The sequence below is a fragment of the Pseudomonas sp. CFBP 8772 genome, assembly GCF_014841665.1.
In the GTDB taxonomy this organism is placed as follows: domain Bacteria; phylum Pseudomonadota; class Gammaproteobacteria; order Pseudomonadales; family Pseudomonadaceae; genus Aquipseudomonas; species Aquipseudomonas graminis_B.
Genome location: NZ_JACYUI010000017.1, coordinates 19580 through 34933, shown reverse-complemented (window position 1 = coordinate 34933; position 15354 = coordinate 19580). Strand labels below are relative to the sequence as shown.

Below are 15354 nucleotides of genomic sequence, written 5' to 3'. Positions count from 1 at the left end.
ATGGGCGCTCGGTAAGCGTGACGGGCGCAGGCTAAGGCCTGAACACATGGGCGTGGCCGGCGCGATACAGCGAGGATTCGCTGAACACGTCGTTGCCCAGCACTCTGCCTACCAGAATCAGCGCGGTGCGGCGGAATCCCTTGATCCGCACCTTTTCCTCGATGTTCGCCAGTGTGCCAGTGACCCAGTCCTGGTCCGGCCAACTGGCGCGATGCACCACGGCAATGGGGCAGTCCGCGCCATAGTGCGGTGTCAGCTCGGCGACGATCTTGCCCAGGTTATTGACCCCCAGATGAATCGCCATGGTCGCTTGATGCCGCGCCAGATCGCCGAGACTTTCGCCTTCGGGCATGTCGGTTTTGTCGGCGTAGCGGGTCAGGATCACGCTCTGGGAAATGTCCGGCAGCGTCAGCTCGGTGCCCAACAGCGCGGCGCACGCAGCGGTGGCGGTGACGCCGGGGATGATTTCGAAGGGGATCTGCAGCGCGCGCAGGCAACGGATTTGCTCGCCGATCGCGCCATAGAGACTCGGATCGCCGGAATGAACCCGCGCTACGTCATGGCCTTGTGCATGAGCGGATTTCATCAGCTCGATGATCTGCTCCAGGTGCAGTGAAGCGCTGTTGGTCACCTGAATCGCCTGATGCCCCTCCAGCACCGCCTCAGGCACCAGCGAGCCGGCGTAGATAATAACCGGGCAGGAGCGGATCAGCCGCTGGCCTTTGACAGTGATCAGGTCTGGATCGCCGGGGCCGGCGCCGATGAAAAAAACGGTCATGGGGTGTCCTGATTGGAATTCATTTGAACGATGGTTCGCCGGATGCTTGTCGCTGAATGCACGCGGCCTACTTCTGTAGGACCGGCTTTAGCCGGTAAGGGGCCTGCATGTACACCCTCATATTTGCAGCGTGACGCTTGACGCTTTCCCGGCTGAAGCCGGTCCTACGAGGGTCCGCGGTGTGTCCGTGGGACCGGCTTTAGCCGGGAAGGGGCCTGCATGTACACCCTCATATTTGCAGTGTGACGCTTGACGCTTTCCCGGCTGAAGCCGGTCCTACGAGGGTACGCGGTGTGTCCGTGGGACCGGCTTTAGCCGGGAAGGGGCCTGCATGTACACCCTCATATTTGCAGTGTGACGCTTGACGCTTTCCCGGCTGAAGCCGGTCCTACGAGGGTACGCGGTGTGTCCGTGGGACCGGCTTCAGCCGGAAAGGGGCCTGCATGTACACCCTCATATTTGCAGTGTGACGCTTGACGCTTTCTCGGCTGAAGCCGGTCCTACAATTTGAGCCGGTCCTAAGAGGTTGCGCTCGCCCTGCCGGTTGCGGTTGCCAATGCAAATGTCGCGTGGGGGCTTTTTCGGCGGGGGATGACCAATGTCGCTGGCGAGCCGGTCAACCGCGTCACCATGGCCAACGCGGCGCTTTCCGCCACGCCGTAGCAGCCCGTGCGTTCAAAAGCGATCTCGGATCGATGGCTGAGCTGATCCTCGTAAGCCGCCAGGTCACCTGCGCTGAAGAACCCGACCGTCAGGCCCAGCCCATGACCCAGTTCCAGCAACCCCGCTTCATCGGCTTTGCCATCAATCGACGCCAGGGCAGCAATGTCCGCCGGGGCCAGCTGACACTCCCGCAAACCATCCTCTATCAGTTGCCGAAGCTCCAGCGCCGAGCATCCGCGCTGGCAGCCCAGGCCGACCACCCACAGCGGTCGGTCGCACGAGTCATTCACGGTCAAAGCGCGGGGTTCAAACCCGTGTGCGCCGCAGGCGTTTCACTGCGACGAAACAGCCAGGCGCTGATCCAGCCCAGGGCGATCCAGAACGCGGCATTGGTCAGCAGCGACGCAATCTTGAACTGCGCTTCAAGGGCTTCCGGCGCCAGTGCCGAATGGACCGCCGGTTGCGGCGCGCCGACCATGTGCGGCACCACCAGAATCACCGCGCCCATGACCTTCAGCAGCCAGTGTCTGGCAAATACCATCAGCGCCAGGCCCGCAGCCGTGGACGCAGCGGTGCCGACCCACCAGATCTGTCGTTGGGTCAGGTCCGCCGCGACGGTGCCGGGCAGCTCGGGCGGCAGACCGAGGGTCGGCGCCAGCACAAACACCGCATAACCGGCCAATCCCCACAGCACCCCTTCGCGCGTACTTGCCGGCGTGCGCAGGGTGTACAGCGCCGCCAGCATCAAGGCGAAACCGACCGCGACCACCAGATTGCCGCCGGTGGTGGACAGCACGCGCTGCCAGCCATCTTCCGGCTCCCAGGCTTCTTCGTTATGGACATGAGCCGCCATGGCGTCGTCGGCGTGCTCATGCATCTCGACGGCGGGCGCCTTCTCGTAGGTCTCCGCCTGCAGAATAAGCGGCGCCACCGAGAAGCTCTGCAGCAACGTCAACAACAGGGCGGCCAGCAGTCCGGTGAACCCGGCCGTTTGCGCGATTCGCTTGAACATGGCGGCGGGTCTCAATGGCAAGGGAAGGCGGAGCTGTGACGGGTGTCGTGTGCCGCGTTATGCACCGCATCGATGTGGGAGAAGCCGGCGAAGTACACCAGAAACACACCGAGAAACATCGCGCTGACGGCGGCGACAAGGCGCTGGCTTTGCGTGCTCGCAACGGCCGTCGTGGTGTGTGTGGTGGTGCCGGACGTCTGGCGGGGTGTGCTGGTGGACATGGCGCTTCCCTCTGATGTGGATTCAGCGGACGGAAAGGCGCGAAGACACCGCAGGCCAATTCCGGCAGTGCTCAACAGCGCCCGCCCACCGCGGGTTGTTATGTAACGTTGTCGGGCCGGTCTCCGGGCTCACGAGGGGCACATGTAACAGCCTTCACAGCCGTCGCGCCTTCAAGAATCGCCTTCCCATATCGCTGTGGACACAGTGGATCTGACTCTTCACTCGCTTACCGTTGCGGGGGCAGCACCGGACTGATGCACACCCGAAGGTCTGCACGCACCGGTTTCCCGTTTCACCCTGTGAAGGGCACCCGTAACAAGGTGTGTAGGAGACCACGGGCTGTTTGGCGCGTCAATCGACCCGTCAGTCGGCAAGTCAATCGATGCAGTGATCGGTGCGTCAATTGGCGCGGCAATCATTGCAACGGCGCGATTGACCGGCCTGCGGTCACTGCGTAGCCTTGCGCACTTGAGGTTCGCTGGCCGCTTTTATGAAAGCCACCGGCGCTAAGAAGGGAATGCGGTTTCACGCCGCAGCTGCCCCCGCAACTGTAAACGGACCGCTTCATTGCACAGCCACTGCGCGAGCGGGAAGGCGCAATGAATGCCAGTCGCCTGACGATGCCTGTCAGCGACCGGCCGCCGTGAGCCAGGAGACCTGCCTCGAATCGGACCGCCTGCGAGCGGCCGAGGAATTCCACTACAACCGGGCGGGGTGATCCGGTGGCGAATCGAACCGCGCGCCTGTTTCTGCCGGCCTGCGCTGTTTTCGTCCTCGTTGCCCCGCCGCATGCCTGAGGGCAACCGATGAAAACACTGGCCAAACTCCCCGTCACCATCGTCACCGGCTTTCTCGGCTCGGGCAAAACCACCTTGCTGCGGCACATGCTCGACAACGCCGAAGGCCGACGCATTGCCGTCATCGTCAATGAGTTCGGCGAGCTGGGCATCGACGGCGACATCCTCAAGCAATGCACCATCGGCTGCTCGGAAGAAGAAGCCGTCGGTCGCGTGTACGAACTGGCCAACGGCTGCCTGTGCTGCACCGTTCAAGAAGAGTTCTTCCCGGTGATGCAGGAACTGGTCGCCCGTCGCGGCGACCTCGATCACATCCTCATCGAAACCTCGGGCCTGGCCCTGCCGAAGCCGCTGGTGCAAGCCTTCCAGTGGCCGGAAATCCGCAACGCCTGCACCGTCGACGCCGTGATCACCGTGGTCGACAGCCCAGCCGTGGTCGCCGGCACCTTTGCTGCGTTCCCGGATCAGGTCGACGCCCAGCGCAAACTCGACCCGAACCTGGACCACGAATCGCCGTTGCATGAGCTGTTCGCCGACCAACTGGCAAGCGCCGACCTCGTCGTGCTGAACAAGGCCGACATGCTCGACGCGGACGCACTGGCCGCCGTCCGCGCTGAAGTCGCCGAAGAACTGCCGCCAGCGGTGAAGATCGTCGAAGCGAACCGGGGCCAGCTGCCGATCAGTGTGCTGCTGGGCCTGGGCGCTGAGTCCGAGCTGCACATCGATGGCCGCAAGACCCACCACGATCACCACGAAGGCGACGATCCGGATGATCACGACCACGACGCCTTCGACTCGATCTCCATCACGCTGCCCCAGGCCGATGAATCGCTGTTGCTCGACGCGCTGACCCAGGCCGTCGTCCAGCACGGCATCTTGCGGGTCAAAGGCTTCGCCGCCATTCCCGGCAAACCCATGCGCCTGCTGGTGCAAGGCGTCGGCACCCGGTTCGACAAGCATTTCGACCGCGCCTGGAAGTCAGACGAAACCCGCGAAACCCACTTGGTGCTGATCGGCCAGGAACTGGACGCGGGCGTTCTTGAAGCGCAATTGCGCGCTGCCGTTTCCGCGATCAAAGGCTAACCATGCACCTGCTGCGTACACAGCCCGGCGGCTTCGTTCCCGACGACAGCATCGCTGACCTGGGCCAGACGCCCGCCGAGCTGGTGATCCTGTGCAGCGCCGACTCAAACCTGGCGTTGCTGGCTGAAGTCGCGCAGCAACTGCCGGACGATTACCCGAGCCTGCGCCTGGCCAATCCGATGCAGGTGCAGAACCATGCCTCGGTGGATTTGTACGTCGACGAAGTGCTTCGCCACGCCAAAGTCATCCTGATTTCCCTGCACGGCGGCATCGGCTATTGGCGTTACGGCGTCGAGCGGCTGGTGGAACTGGCGGCCAAAGGCGTCAAGCTGATTCTGGTGCCCGGCTGTGATCGGCCGGACCCCGAGCTGAGCGGCCTGAGCACCGAATCCGCCGAAGACCGCGAGCGGCTCTGGCACTACCTGCGCCAGGGCGGCAAGCACAACGCTCTATCGCTGTTCAGCTTCATCGCCACGCGCTGGCTGGGCGGTGACTATCCCTGGGCCGAGCCGCAAACCCTGCCGCGCACCGTGATTTATCACCCGCAGAACCCCAACGCCGACCTGGCCCGCTGGCAGGCCGACTGGCGCGCGGATCAGCCGGTGGCTGCGGTGCTGTTCTATCGCTCCCACCTGCAAGCGGCGAACACCGGTTTCATTGATGTGTTCTGCGAGCGCTTGTCGGCCCAGGGCTTGAACCCGTTGCCGATTGCGGTCGCCAGCCTCAAGGAAGCCGGTTGCATGACCGCGCTGCAGGACTGGCTCGATGAGGTGGATTGCGAGGTCATTCTCAACACCACCGGCTTTGCTCAATCCAGTCCGGAAGCGCCGGACGTGCGGCCGTTTCGCCGGGATATCCCGGTCATTCAGGCCATTTGCGCCCAGGACAACGAACCGACCTGGCAGGCCAGCGCACAGGGCTTGGGCTCCCGGGATCTGGCCATGCACATCGCGTTGCCGGAACTGGACGGGCGCATCATCAGCCGGCCGATCAGCTTCAAGGACCTGGCCTGGCACAGCGAGCGCAGCCAGTCCGACGTGGTTTGCTACCGCGCCCAGCCGGGACGCATGGATTTCGTCGCCGAACTGGCCCGGCGCTGGGTGCTGCTGGCCCGTACGGCCAACACTGACAAGCGTGTGGCGCTGATTCTCGCCAACTACCCGACACGCGACGGGCGCATTGGCAATGGCGTCGGCCTCGACACGCCGGCCGCCGCGCTGAACATCCTCAACGCCATGCAGGCCGAGGGTTACCCGGTCGAGGGTCTGCCTGAATCGGGCACAGCGCTGATTCATGCCTTGCTCGGCGGCGTCACCAATGACCCGGACAGCCTCGATCAGCGGCCTTGCCACCAGAGCATGGCCATGGACGAGTACCTGGCCGCGTTTCAGGCATTGCCCGAGGCCAATCGCGATGCGGTCATCGCGCGATGGGGCGCTCCTGACACCGATCCCATGTGCCGCGACGGGCGGATGATGATTGCCGGCTTGCGTTTCGGCATGACCTTCGTCGGGATTCAACCGGCGCGGGGCTACAACGTGGACCACAGCGCGGTGTATCACGACCCCGACCTGGTGCCGCCCCACGGTTACCTGGCGTTCTACTTCTGGCTGCGCAAACGCTATGGCGCCCACGCCGTCATCCATGTCGGCAAGCACGGCAATCTGGAGTGGCTGCCGGGCAAAGGCGTCGGTCTGTCCGAGCACTGCTGGCCGGATGCGATCCTCGGCCCGATGCCAAATATCTACCCGTTCATCGTCAACGATCCGGGCGAGGGCGCCCAGGCCAAGCGCCGCACCCAGGCGGTGATCATCGATCACTTGATGCCGCCGCTGACCCGCGCCGAAACCTACGGTCCGTTGCGCGACCTTGAACTGCTGGCAGACGAATATTACGAAGCGCAACTGCTCGATCCGCGCCGTGCCCGTGAGCTGCAGAAAGATATTCTCAGGCTGGTGCGCGAGACCCATATCGACCGCGAACTGTCGATGGACGGGGATGCCAATAGCGACGAAGACGCCGCCGTGTGGCTGCCGCGTCTGGACACCTATCTGTGTGACCTGAAGGAATCGCAGATCCGCGATGGGCTGCACGTGTTTGGCGAGTCGCCCACGGGCCGGCTGCGCATCGACACGCTGCTGGCGATGGTGCGCGTGCCTCGCGGTGATGGTCGCGGCGGTCAGGCGAGCCTGTTGCGCGCCTTGAGTCAGGCGCTGGGGCTGGATTTCGACCCGCTGGACTGTGACCTCGGCGCGCCGTGGACCGGCGATAAACCTCAGGTATTACATGAGGTCAGCGCTGAACCCTGGCGTACCACGGGTGACACCCGCGAGCGACTGGAGCTGCTGGCTGCGCAGATGATTGAGCAGGTTGCCGCTGGAGTCGAGGTGATCAATAGCTTTGAAAACAAAGGCTTGTCGCAGGTTGTTGAGTCTTTGCATGAGGTAGTGATTCCGCGCCTTGACGCGTGCGGTCCGGCCGAGATGGCCAACCTCCTTGGCGCGCTGAGCGGACGCTTTGTCCCCGCCGGCCCGAGCGGCGCCCCCAGTCGTGGCCGGCTGGACGTGCTGCCCACCGGGCGCAATTTCTTCTCTGTCGACGTCCGTAACCTGCCGACCATGACCGCCTGGCGCATTGGCTTCCAGTCAGCCAATCTGTTGCTGGAGAGGCACTTACAGGACCATGGTGATTATTTACGTCAGCTTGGGCTGTCGGTCTGGGGCACGGCAACCATGCGCACTGGCGGTGACGACATCGCCCAGGCCATGGCCCTGATGGGCGTGCGGCCGGTGTGGGCGACGGGCAGTCAGCGCGTCGATGATTTCGAAATCCTGCCCCTGAGCCTGCTTGATCGGCCTCGGGTTGACGTGACCCTGCGGGTTTCCGGGTTCTTTCGTGATGCGTTCGCCAACCTCATCCGCTTGTTCGATGCGGCGGTGCAGGCCGTTGCAGCACTGGACGAGCCCGATGACATGAACCCGCTGGCCGCCCGCGTGCGCCAGGAGCGCGAGCAATTGCTGCGCGACGGCCTGGATGCCGAGCAAGCGGCGAAGCAGGCCGGCTGGCGCGTCTTCGGCGCCAAGCCGGGAGCGTATGGCGCGGGGGTGCAGAACGCTATCGACGGACGCTTGTGGCAGAGCCGCGAAGACCTTGCCGAGGTTTACCTGAACTGGGGCGGCTACGCCTACGGCGGCAGCGACGAAGGCACGCCCGCCCGTGACGGTTTTGCCAAGCGGCTCAGCCAGGTCCAGGCGGTGCTGCAGAATCAGGACAACCGCGAACACGACCTGCTCGATTCCAACGATTACTACCAGTTCCAGGGTGGCATGCTGGCGGCGGTGGAAAGCCTGTCCGGCGCAAAAGTCGCCAGTTACCACGGCGACCACAGCCAGCCCGATCTGCCGAAGATCCGCACGCTCAAGGAAGAACTCAACCGGGTGGTGCGCTCGCGGGCGGCCAATCCAAAGTGGATCGAAGGGGTCAAACGCCACGGCTACAAGGGCGCGTTCGAGATGGCGGCGACGGTGGATTTCCTGTTCGCCTTCGACGCCACCACCGAGCTGATCGACGATCACCAATATGCGCTGCTGGCCGATGCCTATCTGCTGGACGCCTCGACCCGCGATTTCATCCAGCAGCACAACCCTGACGCGTTGCGGGACATGACCGAGCGCATGCTCGAAGCGCAGCAGCGCGGCTTGTGGCAGGAACCGGGCGAGTACCGCGAAGCGCTGGAGAACCTGTTGCTGGACATCGAAGAGTCATGACCCTGGAAGAGCGCCTGCCGGGCAGTCTGCAAAGGCGCGTGACCGGCTTGAACCACATGACTGCCCCGCGGCTTGACGAGAATCGAACATGACCGACACCCCTCATTTCCCCCTGGCCGCCGTCGTCGGTGCCGATGACCTGAAGCTCGCCCTGTGCCTGACCGCCATCGACCCGAAAATCGGTGGCGTGCTGATCGAGGGCCCGCGGGGCATGGCCAAATCGACCCTGGCCCGAGGGCTCGCGGATTTACTGGCCAGCGGTCAGTTCGTCACACTGCCCCTGGGCGCTACGGAAGAACGCCTGGTCGGCACGCTGGACCTTGACGCCGCGTTGGGCGAGGGCCGCGCGGCGTTCTCCCCGGGGGTCCTGGCCAAGGCGGACGGCGGCGTGCTGTACGTCGATGAAGTCAACCTGCTTCCGGACCACTTGGTCGACTTGCTGCTGGACGTCGCCGCCAGCGGGGTCAATCTGGTGGAGCGCGATGGCATTTCCCATCGCCACGCGGCGCGCTTTGTGCTGATCGGCACCATGAACCCGGAAGAAGGCGAACTGCGCCCGCAGTTGCTTGACCGTTTCGGCCTGAACGTGGCGTTGAGCGGGCAGACAATGCCGCAACAGCGCGGGCAGATCATTCGCCGTCGGCTGGATTTCGACGCCGCGCCCGAAGCCTTCTGTCAGCAATGGGCCCCGCAACAGCTGGCGTTGCAGACCCGTTGTGAAAGCGCGCGGGGGCTGTTGCCGAGCATTGAACTGGATGATGCCAGTCTGGGCCTGATCACCGAGCGCTGCTTTGCCGCCGGGGTCGACGGTATGCGGGCGGACCTGGTCTGGTTGCGCGCGGCCCGTGCCCATGCTGCCTGGCGTGGCGCTGCGCATATCGCCGAGGCGGACATCGACGCCGTCGCCGACTTTGCACTGCGTCACCGTCGTCGCGAACCGCAACCGCCCCAACAACCGCAATCCCAGCCGCCTGCGCCATCACAACAAACCCCGCCGAAACCCGATGACGGTGCTCCGCGGCAACCTGAATCGCCGGAAACAGGCGAGGGCAGTTGGGGTGAGTTGCCTGCCCGCACCGTGCAGACGGGTCACCGCAAAGAAGTGCCCCACTGGCCAAAAAAGCCCTAGGCATTCGCCCCCGGTTGTCGAAGGGGGCGAATGCCAGCCCTCGACCGGGTGCACTGGGCGGCGGCCGAAACGGCGCGGCCCGCGCGGGTGCAGAAGGCGCGATTGCCTGGCTGCCCACCTTGCTCCGTGGGCGCCCCCGGGTTCGCAGCGATCTGGTGCATCAGCCCCGCAGTCGCCGGCCGGAGCAGCTCTGGCTGGTGATCGTCGACGCGTCGGCATCGACCCGGCGCAATCACGCGTTGAGTCAGGCAAAGGGTTTGTTGGCGGGGTTGTTCGATGATGCGTATCGGCAGCGCGCCAGACTGGCCTTGCTCACCGCCAGCGGCACCGGCGCGCGCTGGCAGCATCAGGGCCTGAAAGCCAGCGCCGGGTTGCAGCCGTGGCTCGATGCATTGGGCGCTGGAGGCGGCACGCCGCTGTGGGATGCGATCAATCAGGCGGCTGACTGGTCCGCAAAACGGCACAAGCGCTGCCCGGCGGAACAGCAACGGGTGCTGATTCTCACGGACGGGCGGGTCAAGGACATACCGGCGCTATCAACACGACCGGCGCAGCCGCTTCCCGTGTTCAGCGGCCCCGTGCTGCTGATCGACATCGAGCGTGGGCCCATACGGCTGGGCCGCGCCCGGGACATCGCCGTGCAACTCAACGCTGACTACCGCCACATCGACGAGTGCTGAGCGCACGTCGTCGTTCGGGTCTCAGGCGGGCATGGTCCACGGCTCGAGGCTGTAGCCTTCGCCGCTGATTTCAGCCCGGGCCTGTTCGAGAAACTGCGCCAGTTGCTTCGGATCGGAATAGGCGCTGCTGGGGATCTGCTTGCGGCCAATGCGGGTGCTGGTGCGATCGATGACGGTGAGGCTCAGTTCGCCGTTGCCATCCTGTGGGGCCCAGGCCACGCACTGGAAGGGTTCAAAGGCGTGACCGGCAATCAGCAAAGCATCGTTGAAGCGCAAGGGGGCGTTCATGGACTGTCCTCAAAGTGCCCGTGTACGTTGTGCACCGGCGGCGGGCGTTTCGCTCGGTGGCGTCTGGTGTTGCTACTTGTACTGATGACCGTCCCCCAGGGCTGAGTCACACCCATTTTGAAATTTCTTGATTTATTTTAAGCGGCACTTTTGCCGCGCTTCCTTGCCGCGCCTGAGCCAAACTCCTGCGAGGCCAGGTTCTTCACTGCCAAGCGCGCTTGATGGTGTACGTAAACGCTAAGCACGTTTCGATCTTAGGCTTATACAGAATCGATCCAAGGGGGCGTCAGAAACCTTGCTATGGTGTCAATCGGCCTTCACAAGGCACTGTTTATAAGAATGTTTTCTCCATGGATCACTACGCGACCCCGGCGCCAAGGAAACTCACATGCATGATCTGGCCTCCATACGCCGCCTGCTGATCGTCGAACCGTGCGAGGAATGTCTGCAACTGGTCCCCGGCCTGCGCATTGCCGGGTGGGATGTTGACAGCTGCACCCTTGAAGAGGCCGCGTTGCGTCCCTGTGACGTTGGCCTCATCCGCCTGCTGCCCGAGCATTTCGAACACCCTGAAGTGGTCAAGTCCCTTATCTCTCGAAGCAACACCGAATGGATCGCCGTGCTGACCAGCGAGGACCTGCGCCGCGAGCACATCGGTGATTTTGTCTGTGAGTGGTTCTTCGATTTCCATACCTTGCCCTTCGACGTCGCCCGCGTGCAGATCACGCTGGGGCGCGCCTACGGCATGGCGCGGCTGCGTGCCAAAGGCGCCAGCGTTGCCGGCGGTGGCGGTTATGGCAAAGGCGCCCCCTTTGGAGAGAACCCTGGCCAGCAATTGCTGGGGGAAAGCCGGCCGATGCGCGAGTTGCGCCGATTGCTGAGCAAGCTGGCGCCCACCGAATCACCGGTGCTGATCCGTGGCGAAGGCGGGACGGGCAAGGAGTTGATCGCACGCACGCTGCATGCTCAGTCCCAGCGCCGCGATCAACCCTTCATTTCGGTCAACTGCGGGGCGATGTCGGAGCAATGGCTGCAGGAAGAGTTGTTCGGCACCGCTGACGCGGGAGACGCAACACGCCAGCGCAGGACGGGGCGCATTGAAGAGGCCAATGGCGGCACCCTGTTTCTCGACGAGGTCGGCGATTTGCCCCTGGAGGTCCAGGCGAATGTGCTGCGGTTCCTGCAGGATCGGCACATTGAAGTGGCGGGGGAGCGTGTCCCGGTGGATGTGCGCGTGCTGGCGGCGACCCATGTCGATCTGGAAGCGGCGATTCGCATGAAGCGGTTTCGCGAAGACCTGTATTACCGGCTCAACGTGTTGCAGGTCGGCACTGCGCCGTTGCGCGAGCGGCACGGTGATCTGGCGTTGCTGGCCAATCACTTCGCCCAGTTCTACAGCCGGGAAACCGGCCGGCGGGCACGCAACTTCAGTCAGGACGCGCTGGTTGCCATGGGCAAGCACGACTGGCCCGGCAACGTGCGGGAGTTGGAGAACCGGGTGCGTCGCGGGCTGGTGCTGGCGGAAGGGCGGCAGATCGAAGCGTTCGACCTGGGGCTGCTGGGCGAAGAAGAGATCAGCACCAGCATGGCCACTCTGGATGAGTACAAGTCCCGGGCGGAACGGCAAGCGCTGTGTGATGTGTTGACCCGTCACAGCGACAACCTCAGCGTGGCCGCCAAAGTGCTCGGTATTTCTCGGCCAACGTTCTATCGCCTGCTGCACAAGCATCAGATTCGTTGATCAGGCCTTGCGCGATGCAGCCGCCGGCGTTCACCTCCGGCGTGCAGGCTCTCAGTCATTGATCAGTTGGCTGACCCGCTGCAGTGCTTGCTCACTGCGGTGGCTCCAGCTCTCGCCAATCACCTCGAAAGGCTGCCCGTGGGCCACCAGCCATTGCCGGCTGGCCTCGAAGAATGCCTGGCGCTCGGCCAGGTCTGGCTGGCAACGCTGACCGTCGCCGACCCATTCGACCCCCTCCGGGGACAGCAGCAGGTGCAGATCGTAGTGGCGCTCGGCGAGGGCGGTTTCGATCCACGCCGGGCAGTCGTTGAACAGCGCACGGCTCCAGAGGACGTTGCTGAGCAAATGGGTGTCGAGGATCAGCAGTGACGGTTTAAGCGACCGCGCGGCGTCCTCACGGGCCAGTTGTTCCCGGGCAATGACGTCGATGTCGGCGTAGCAGGTGTCCCGCTGTACCTCATCAATGAACTGCCGCACGTATTCGCCCACCCGTACGCCGCCGAACTGCCGCTGAATCTCTTCCGCCAGCCAGCTCTTGCCGCTGGATTCGGGCCCTGTGAGTACCAGCACTTTCATCCCGGTCAACGCGCCAGCGCGGGGTCGGCGCGCCAGTCGCGCCAGCCCTGCACGGCGAGCAGGGTGAACAGCGCGTACAGACCCGCGGTGAGGTACAGCGCTTTATAGAGAAACAGGCCCACGAAGATCACGTCGAGCAGGATCCACAGCGGCCAGCACTGCACCCGCTTTTGCGCCATCCAGACCTGCGCGACCAGGCTGTAACCGGTCAGTGTGGCGTCGAGCCAGGGTTGCGCGGCGTCGGTGAAATGGGCCATGGCCGCGCCAAGGACAACGCTGACCACGGCGCCGGCGACCAGGCTGAGCAACAGGCTGCCGCTGCCCAGCGAGGTGACGATGCGGCCGTTGTCCGCCGCGCCACGGCGGGTCCACTGCCACCAGCCATACAGCTGCAGCACGGCGTACACCACCTGCAACAGCATGTCGGAGTAGAGCTTCACGTCGAAGAAGATCCAGGTGTAGAGCAACACCATGACCAGACCGATCGGCCAGCACAACGGGTTCTGTTTGACTGTCAGCCAGACGGCAATGACACCGAGTGCAGCGGCGAACAGCTCAAGCCCTGACATGGCAACTCCTGAAAATACGGTGGAAAAACGGGTCGGCGATTGTAGGCGCTTTATCGCCCGAGGTGGGACGCGATGATGCGTCGGAAGCGTCTGAAAAGGCAGTAGAAAAACAGCCCGGGCAGCACGTCGGGTTCATAGAGGCAATGTAACGACGATGGGGTAAACGTCAAAGCCTTCGCGCCAGTATTCATGCTAGCGCGTTCGTCAGAAAGGTCTGCTAGCATCGCCGCGCTCATGCCCGAGGCAGAGCGCTGTAACGTTCATGCTTTTTTTACGTTTGACCGTTTATCGTTCGCGCAACAGTTTGTAATACATATCAAGAGAGCCGTGCCATGAGCAGGTTCCAGCCGGGGGAATGATGGATCTTTGGACCGCTGCACAGGCGCTGATACTTGGGGTTGTAGAAGGGCTGACGGAGTTTTTGCCGATTTCCAGCACGGGTCATCAGATCATCGTTGCGGACCTGATCCGTTTTGGCGGCGAGCGGGCGATGGCGTTCAATATCATTATTCAGTTGGGGGCAATCCTGGCGGTGATGTGGGAGTTTCGTCGCAAGATTCTCGACGTGGTCACCGGGCTGCCGACCCGGCCCGAAGCCCGGCGTTTCACCGCCAACCTCATCGTCGGCGTGCTGCCGGCCATGGTCCTAGGGGTGCTGTTTTCCGATCTGATCCACGAATACCTGTTCAACCCGATCACAGTGGCCGTTGCACTGGTGGTCGGCGGCTTCATCATGCTCTGGGCCGAGCGCCGCGGGCATGTGATTCACGCCGAAACCGTGGATGAGATGACCTGGGTGGATGCGTTGAAGGTCGGCTTCGCGCAATGCCTGGCGATGATTCCGGGTACTTCGCGATCGGGCTCGACCATCATCGGCGGGCTGCTGTTCGGCCTGTCACGCAAGACCGCCACCGAGTTTTCGTTCTTTCTGGCGATGCCAACCATGATCGCGGCTTCGGTGTACTCGGGGTACAAATACCGCCACCTGTTCCAGCCCGATGATCTGCCGGTGTTCGCCATTGGCTTCATCGCCGCGTTCATCTTCGCCATGATCGCCGTTCGCGGCCTGCTCAAGTTCATTGCCACCCACAGCTACGACGTGTTCGCCTGGTACCGCATCGCCTTCGGTCTGCTGATTCTCGCGACCTGGCAATTCGGCTGGGTCGACTGGTCCAGTGTGCAGGGCTGATCTTCCGATGACTCAACGTTCCGAATCGCAACACCCGGGGCGCTCGGCCGCAGCGAAGCCTGTCGCCGTGCGCTTTCTGAAACTCAAGCTGCTGGCGATGCTGTTGCTGTGCGGCTTGCCGGTCTACGGCGTCGTCACCTACTGGACCCGCGGTGGCAGCTGGCTGCCGGCGGCGATCTACGGGCTGATGAGCGTTGTCGCCTTTGGGTTTTACGGCTGGGACAAGAAGCAGGCCCAGCGCGGCAGCCAGCGGACGCCGGAAAAGCTGCTGCACGTGAGCGAACTGCTGGGCGGGTGGCCGGGTGCGCTGCTGGCCCAGCAAGTGTTCCGCCACAAGACCCGCAAGTTTTCGTACCAGCTGGTGTTCTGGTTGATTGTGCTGCTGCACGAATTGTTCTGGATCGACCGGCTGCTGTTCGGCGGTCGCCTGATTTCGCGCCACTTGTATTGAATGGCTTGCAGAAACGCTGGATGGACCCGTTTACAGTTTCAACGCCACCTGGCGGCGCTTCGACAGCTTGCCGACTACTAACTGGTGGGAGCGGATCAGCGCTTCCTTTAGCTCGTCTTCGCCCATGGCGAACGGGTAGGTCAGGGTGATCCAGTGGGCGCGGGCCAGGTAAGGCGCAGGGCGCACGCCCGGACGGTCGACGTAGCCGAGGAACAGCTCGGCGCCGACCTTGAACGACAGGTCGTTCCCGGCCAGGCCCATCACCGCGAACATCTTGGTGTCGGCGATGGAGAAGACCCTGACGCCGCCCCATTTGTAATCCTCCCGCGCGCCGGGAAGATTCAGGCAGAACGCGGCGACGTCTTCAATCTGCATCGGCATGTTCCTGAAGGGCGGTTAGGGGTATACG

14 protein-coding genes, 2 pseudogenes and 2 riboswitches are annotated in these 15354 nt (G+C 63.6%); of the genes and pseudogenes, 8 read left to right on the top strand and 8 right to left on the bottom strand.

The annotated features are described in order from the left end of the window. Positions 1-31: 31 nt before the first annotated feature. From cobM to IFT99_RS24290, 4 genes are all read right to left on the bottom strand, one after another. The gene (gene cobM, locus IFT99_RS24305; RefSeq protein ID WP_192135668.1) at positions 32-778 is read right to left on the bottom strand and encodes a precorrin-4 C(11)-methyltransferase; all 747 of its coding nucleotides are present in this window, start codon (positions 776-778) and stop codon (positions 32-34) included. 518 nt (positions 779-1296) lie between these two features. Beyond that, the gene (locus IFT99_RS24300; protein WP_065991729.1) at positions 1297-1731 is read right to left on the bottom strand and encodes a cobalamin biosynthesis protein; all 435 of its coding nucleotides are present in this window, start codon (positions 1729-1731) and stop codon (positions 1297-1299) included. Positions 1732-1733: 2 nt separating this feature from the next. Beyond that, positions 1734-2453: a CbtA family protein gene (locus tag IFT99_RS24295; protein ID WP_192135666.1), complete on the bottom strand. Its 720-nt coding sequence runs from the start codon at positions 2451-2453 to the stop codon at positions 1734-1736. Positions 2454-2464: 11 nt separating this feature from the next. Next, the gene (locus IFT99_RS24290; RefSeq protein WP_192135665.1) at positions 2465-2674 is read right to left on the bottom strand and encodes a CbtB domain-containing protein; all 210 of its coding nucleotides are present in this window, start codon (positions 2672-2674) and stop codon (positions 2465-2467) included. A gap of 97 nt (positions 2675-2771) precedes the next feature. Next, a riboswitch (cobalamin riboswitch) is annotated at positions 2772-3004 on the bottom strand. Positions 3005-3129: 125 nt separating this feature from the next. Beyond that, positions 3130-3354, top strand: a riboswitch (cobalamin riboswitch). A gap of 127 nt (positions 3355-3481) precedes the next feature. Between IFT99_RS24290 and cobW the strand changes: the two genes are divergently transcribed. From cobW to IFT99_RS24270, 4 genes are all read left to right on the top strand, one after another. Further along, the gene (gene cobW / locus IFT99_RS24285) at positions 3482-4555 is read left to right on the top strand and encodes a cobalamin biosynthesis protein CobW (protein ID WP_065991429.1); all 1074 of its coding nucleotides are present in this window, start codon (positions 3482-3484) and stop codon (positions 4553-4555) included. A gap of 2 nt (positions 4556-4557) precedes the next feature. After that, a complete protein-coding gene (cobN, locus tag IFT99_RS24280; RefSeq protein ID WP_192135663.1) occupies positions 4558-8322 on the top strand; it encodes a cobaltochelatase subunit CobN in 3765 nt (1254 codons plus the stop codon). A gap of 88 nt (positions 8323-8410) precedes the next feature. Further along, entirely contained in the window at positions 8411-9451 is a 1041-nt protein-coding gene (locus tag IFT99_RS24275; protein ID WP_192135661.1) for an ATP-binding protein, read from the top strand. A 53-nt stretch (positions 9452-9504) separates the two neighbouring features. Then, a complete protein-coding gene (locus IFT99_RS24270) occupies positions 9505-10131 on the top strand; it encodes a vWA domain-containing protein (protein ID WP_192135738.1) in 627 nt (208 codons plus the stop codon). Positions 10132-10152: 21 nt separating this feature from the next. On the opposite strand, the gene IFT99_RS24265 is transcribed toward IFT99_RS24270, so the two are convergent. After that, the gene (locus IFT99_RS24265) at positions 10153-10419 is read right to left on the bottom strand and encodes a hypothetical protein (protein ID WP_065991433.1); all 267 of its coding nucleotides are present in this window, start codon (positions 10417-10419) and stop codon (positions 10153-10155) included. A gap of 388 nt (positions 10420-10807) precedes the next feature. Here IFT99_RS24265 and IFT99_RS26990 point away from each other — a divergent pair. Further along, positions 10808-11179 (top strand): annotated as a pseudogene (locus tag IFT99_RS26990) (VpsR-related response regulator); the annotation flags it as partial. Between the two features lie 69 nt (positions 11180-11248). After that, positions 11249-12160: pseudogene (locus IFT99_RS24260) on the top strand (sigma 54-interacting transcriptional regulator); the annotation flags it as partial. Positions 12161-12211: 51 nt separating this feature from the next. Here IFT99_RS24260 and IFT99_RS24255 read toward each other — a convergent pair. Both IFT99_RS24255 and pnuC read right to left on the bottom strand, forming a co-directional pair. Beyond that, positions 12212-12736, bottom strand: coding sequence for an AAA family ATPase (locus IFT99_RS24255; protein ID WP_192135656.1), 525 nt, complete (start codon positions 12734-12736; stop codon positions 12212-12214). Between the two features lie 5 nt (positions 12737-12741). Then, positions 12742-13305 (bottom strand): nicotinamide riboside transporter PnuC, encoded by a 564-nt coding sequence (gene pnuC / locus IFT99_RS24250; protein ID WP_192135654.1) that lies wholly within the window; start codon positions 13303-13305, stop codon positions 12742-12744. Positions 13306-13663: 358 nt separating this feature from the next. On the opposite strand from pnuC, the gene IFT99_RS24245 reads away from it, so the two are divergent. Together IFT99_RS24245 and IFT99_RS24240 are read left to right on the top strand one after the other, a co-directional pair. Beyond that, positions 13664-14494 carry an undecaprenyl-diphosphate phosphatase gene (locus IFT99_RS24245; RefSeq protein WP_192135736.1) on the top strand — a complete coding sequence of 277 codons (831 nt, stop codon included), beginning with the start codon at positions 13664-13666 and terminating at the stop codon, positions 14492-14494. A gap of 7 nt (positions 14495-14501) precedes the next feature. Next, positions 14502-14945, top strand: coding sequence for a DUF1294 domain-containing protein (locus tag IFT99_RS24240; protein ID WP_192135652.1), 444 nt, complete (start codon positions 14502-14504; stop codon positions 14943-14945). A 30-nt stretch (positions 14946-14975) separates the two neighbouring features. Here IFT99_RS24240 and IFT99_RS24235 read toward each other — a convergent pair whose 3' ends face one another. After that, a complete protein-coding gene (locus tag IFT99_RS24235) occupies positions 14976-15320 on the bottom strand; it encodes an MmcQ/YjbR family DNA-binding protein (protein ID WP_192135650.1) in 345 nt (114 codons plus the stop codon). Between the last annotated feature and the right edge of the window lie 34 nt (positions 15321-15354).

Bases quoted from the DNA above. Each gene is read 5' to 3' on its own strand.
- cobW (WP_065991429.1), top strand. From the start codon at position 3,482: ATGAAAACACTGGCCAAACTCCCCGTCACCATCGTCACCGGCTTTCTC.
- IFT99_RS24240 (WP_192135652.1), top strand. From the start codon at position 14,502: ATGACTCAACGTTCCGAATCGCAACACCCGGGGCGCTCGGCCGCAGCG.
- IFT99_RS24245 (WP_192135736.1), top strand. From the start codon at position 13,664: ATGGATCTTTGGACCGCTGCACAGGCGCTGATACTTGGGGTTGTAGAA.
- IFT99_RS24265 (WP_065991433.1), bottom strand. From the start codon at position 10,419: ATGAACGCCCCCTTGCGCTTCAACGATGCTTTGCTGATTGCCGGTCAC.
- cobN (WP_192135663.1), top strand. From the start codon at position 4,558: ATGCACCTGCTGCGTACACAGCCCGGCGGCTTCGTTCCCGACGACAGC.
- IFT99_RS24290 (WP_192135665.1), bottom strand. From the start codon at position 2,674: ATGTCCACCAGCACACCCCGCCAGACGTCCGGCACCACCACACACACC.
- pnuC (WP_192135654.1), bottom strand. From the start codon at position 13,305: ATGTCAGGGCTTGAGCTGTTCGCCGCTGCACTCGGTGTCATTGCCGTC.
- IFT99_RS24295 (WP_192135666.1), bottom strand. From the start codon at position 2,453: ATGTTCAAGCGAATCGCGCAAACGGCCGGGTTCACCGGACTGCTGGCC.
- IFT99_RS24235 (WP_192135650.1), bottom strand. From the start codon at position 15,320: ATGCAGATTGAAGACGTCGCCGCGTTCTGCCTGAATCTTCCCGGCGCG.
- IFT99_RS24255 (WP_192135656.1), bottom strand. From the start codon at position 12,736: ATGAAAGTGCTGGTACTCACAGGGCCCGAATCCAGCGGCAAGAGCTGG.
- cobM (WP_192135668.1), bottom strand. From the start codon at position 778: ATGACCGTTTTTTTCATCGGCGCCGGCCCCGGCGATCCAGACCTGATC.
- IFT99_RS24275 (WP_192135661.1), top strand. From the start codon at position 8,411: ATGACCGACACCCCTCATTTCCCCCTGGCCGCCGTCGTCGGTGCCGAT.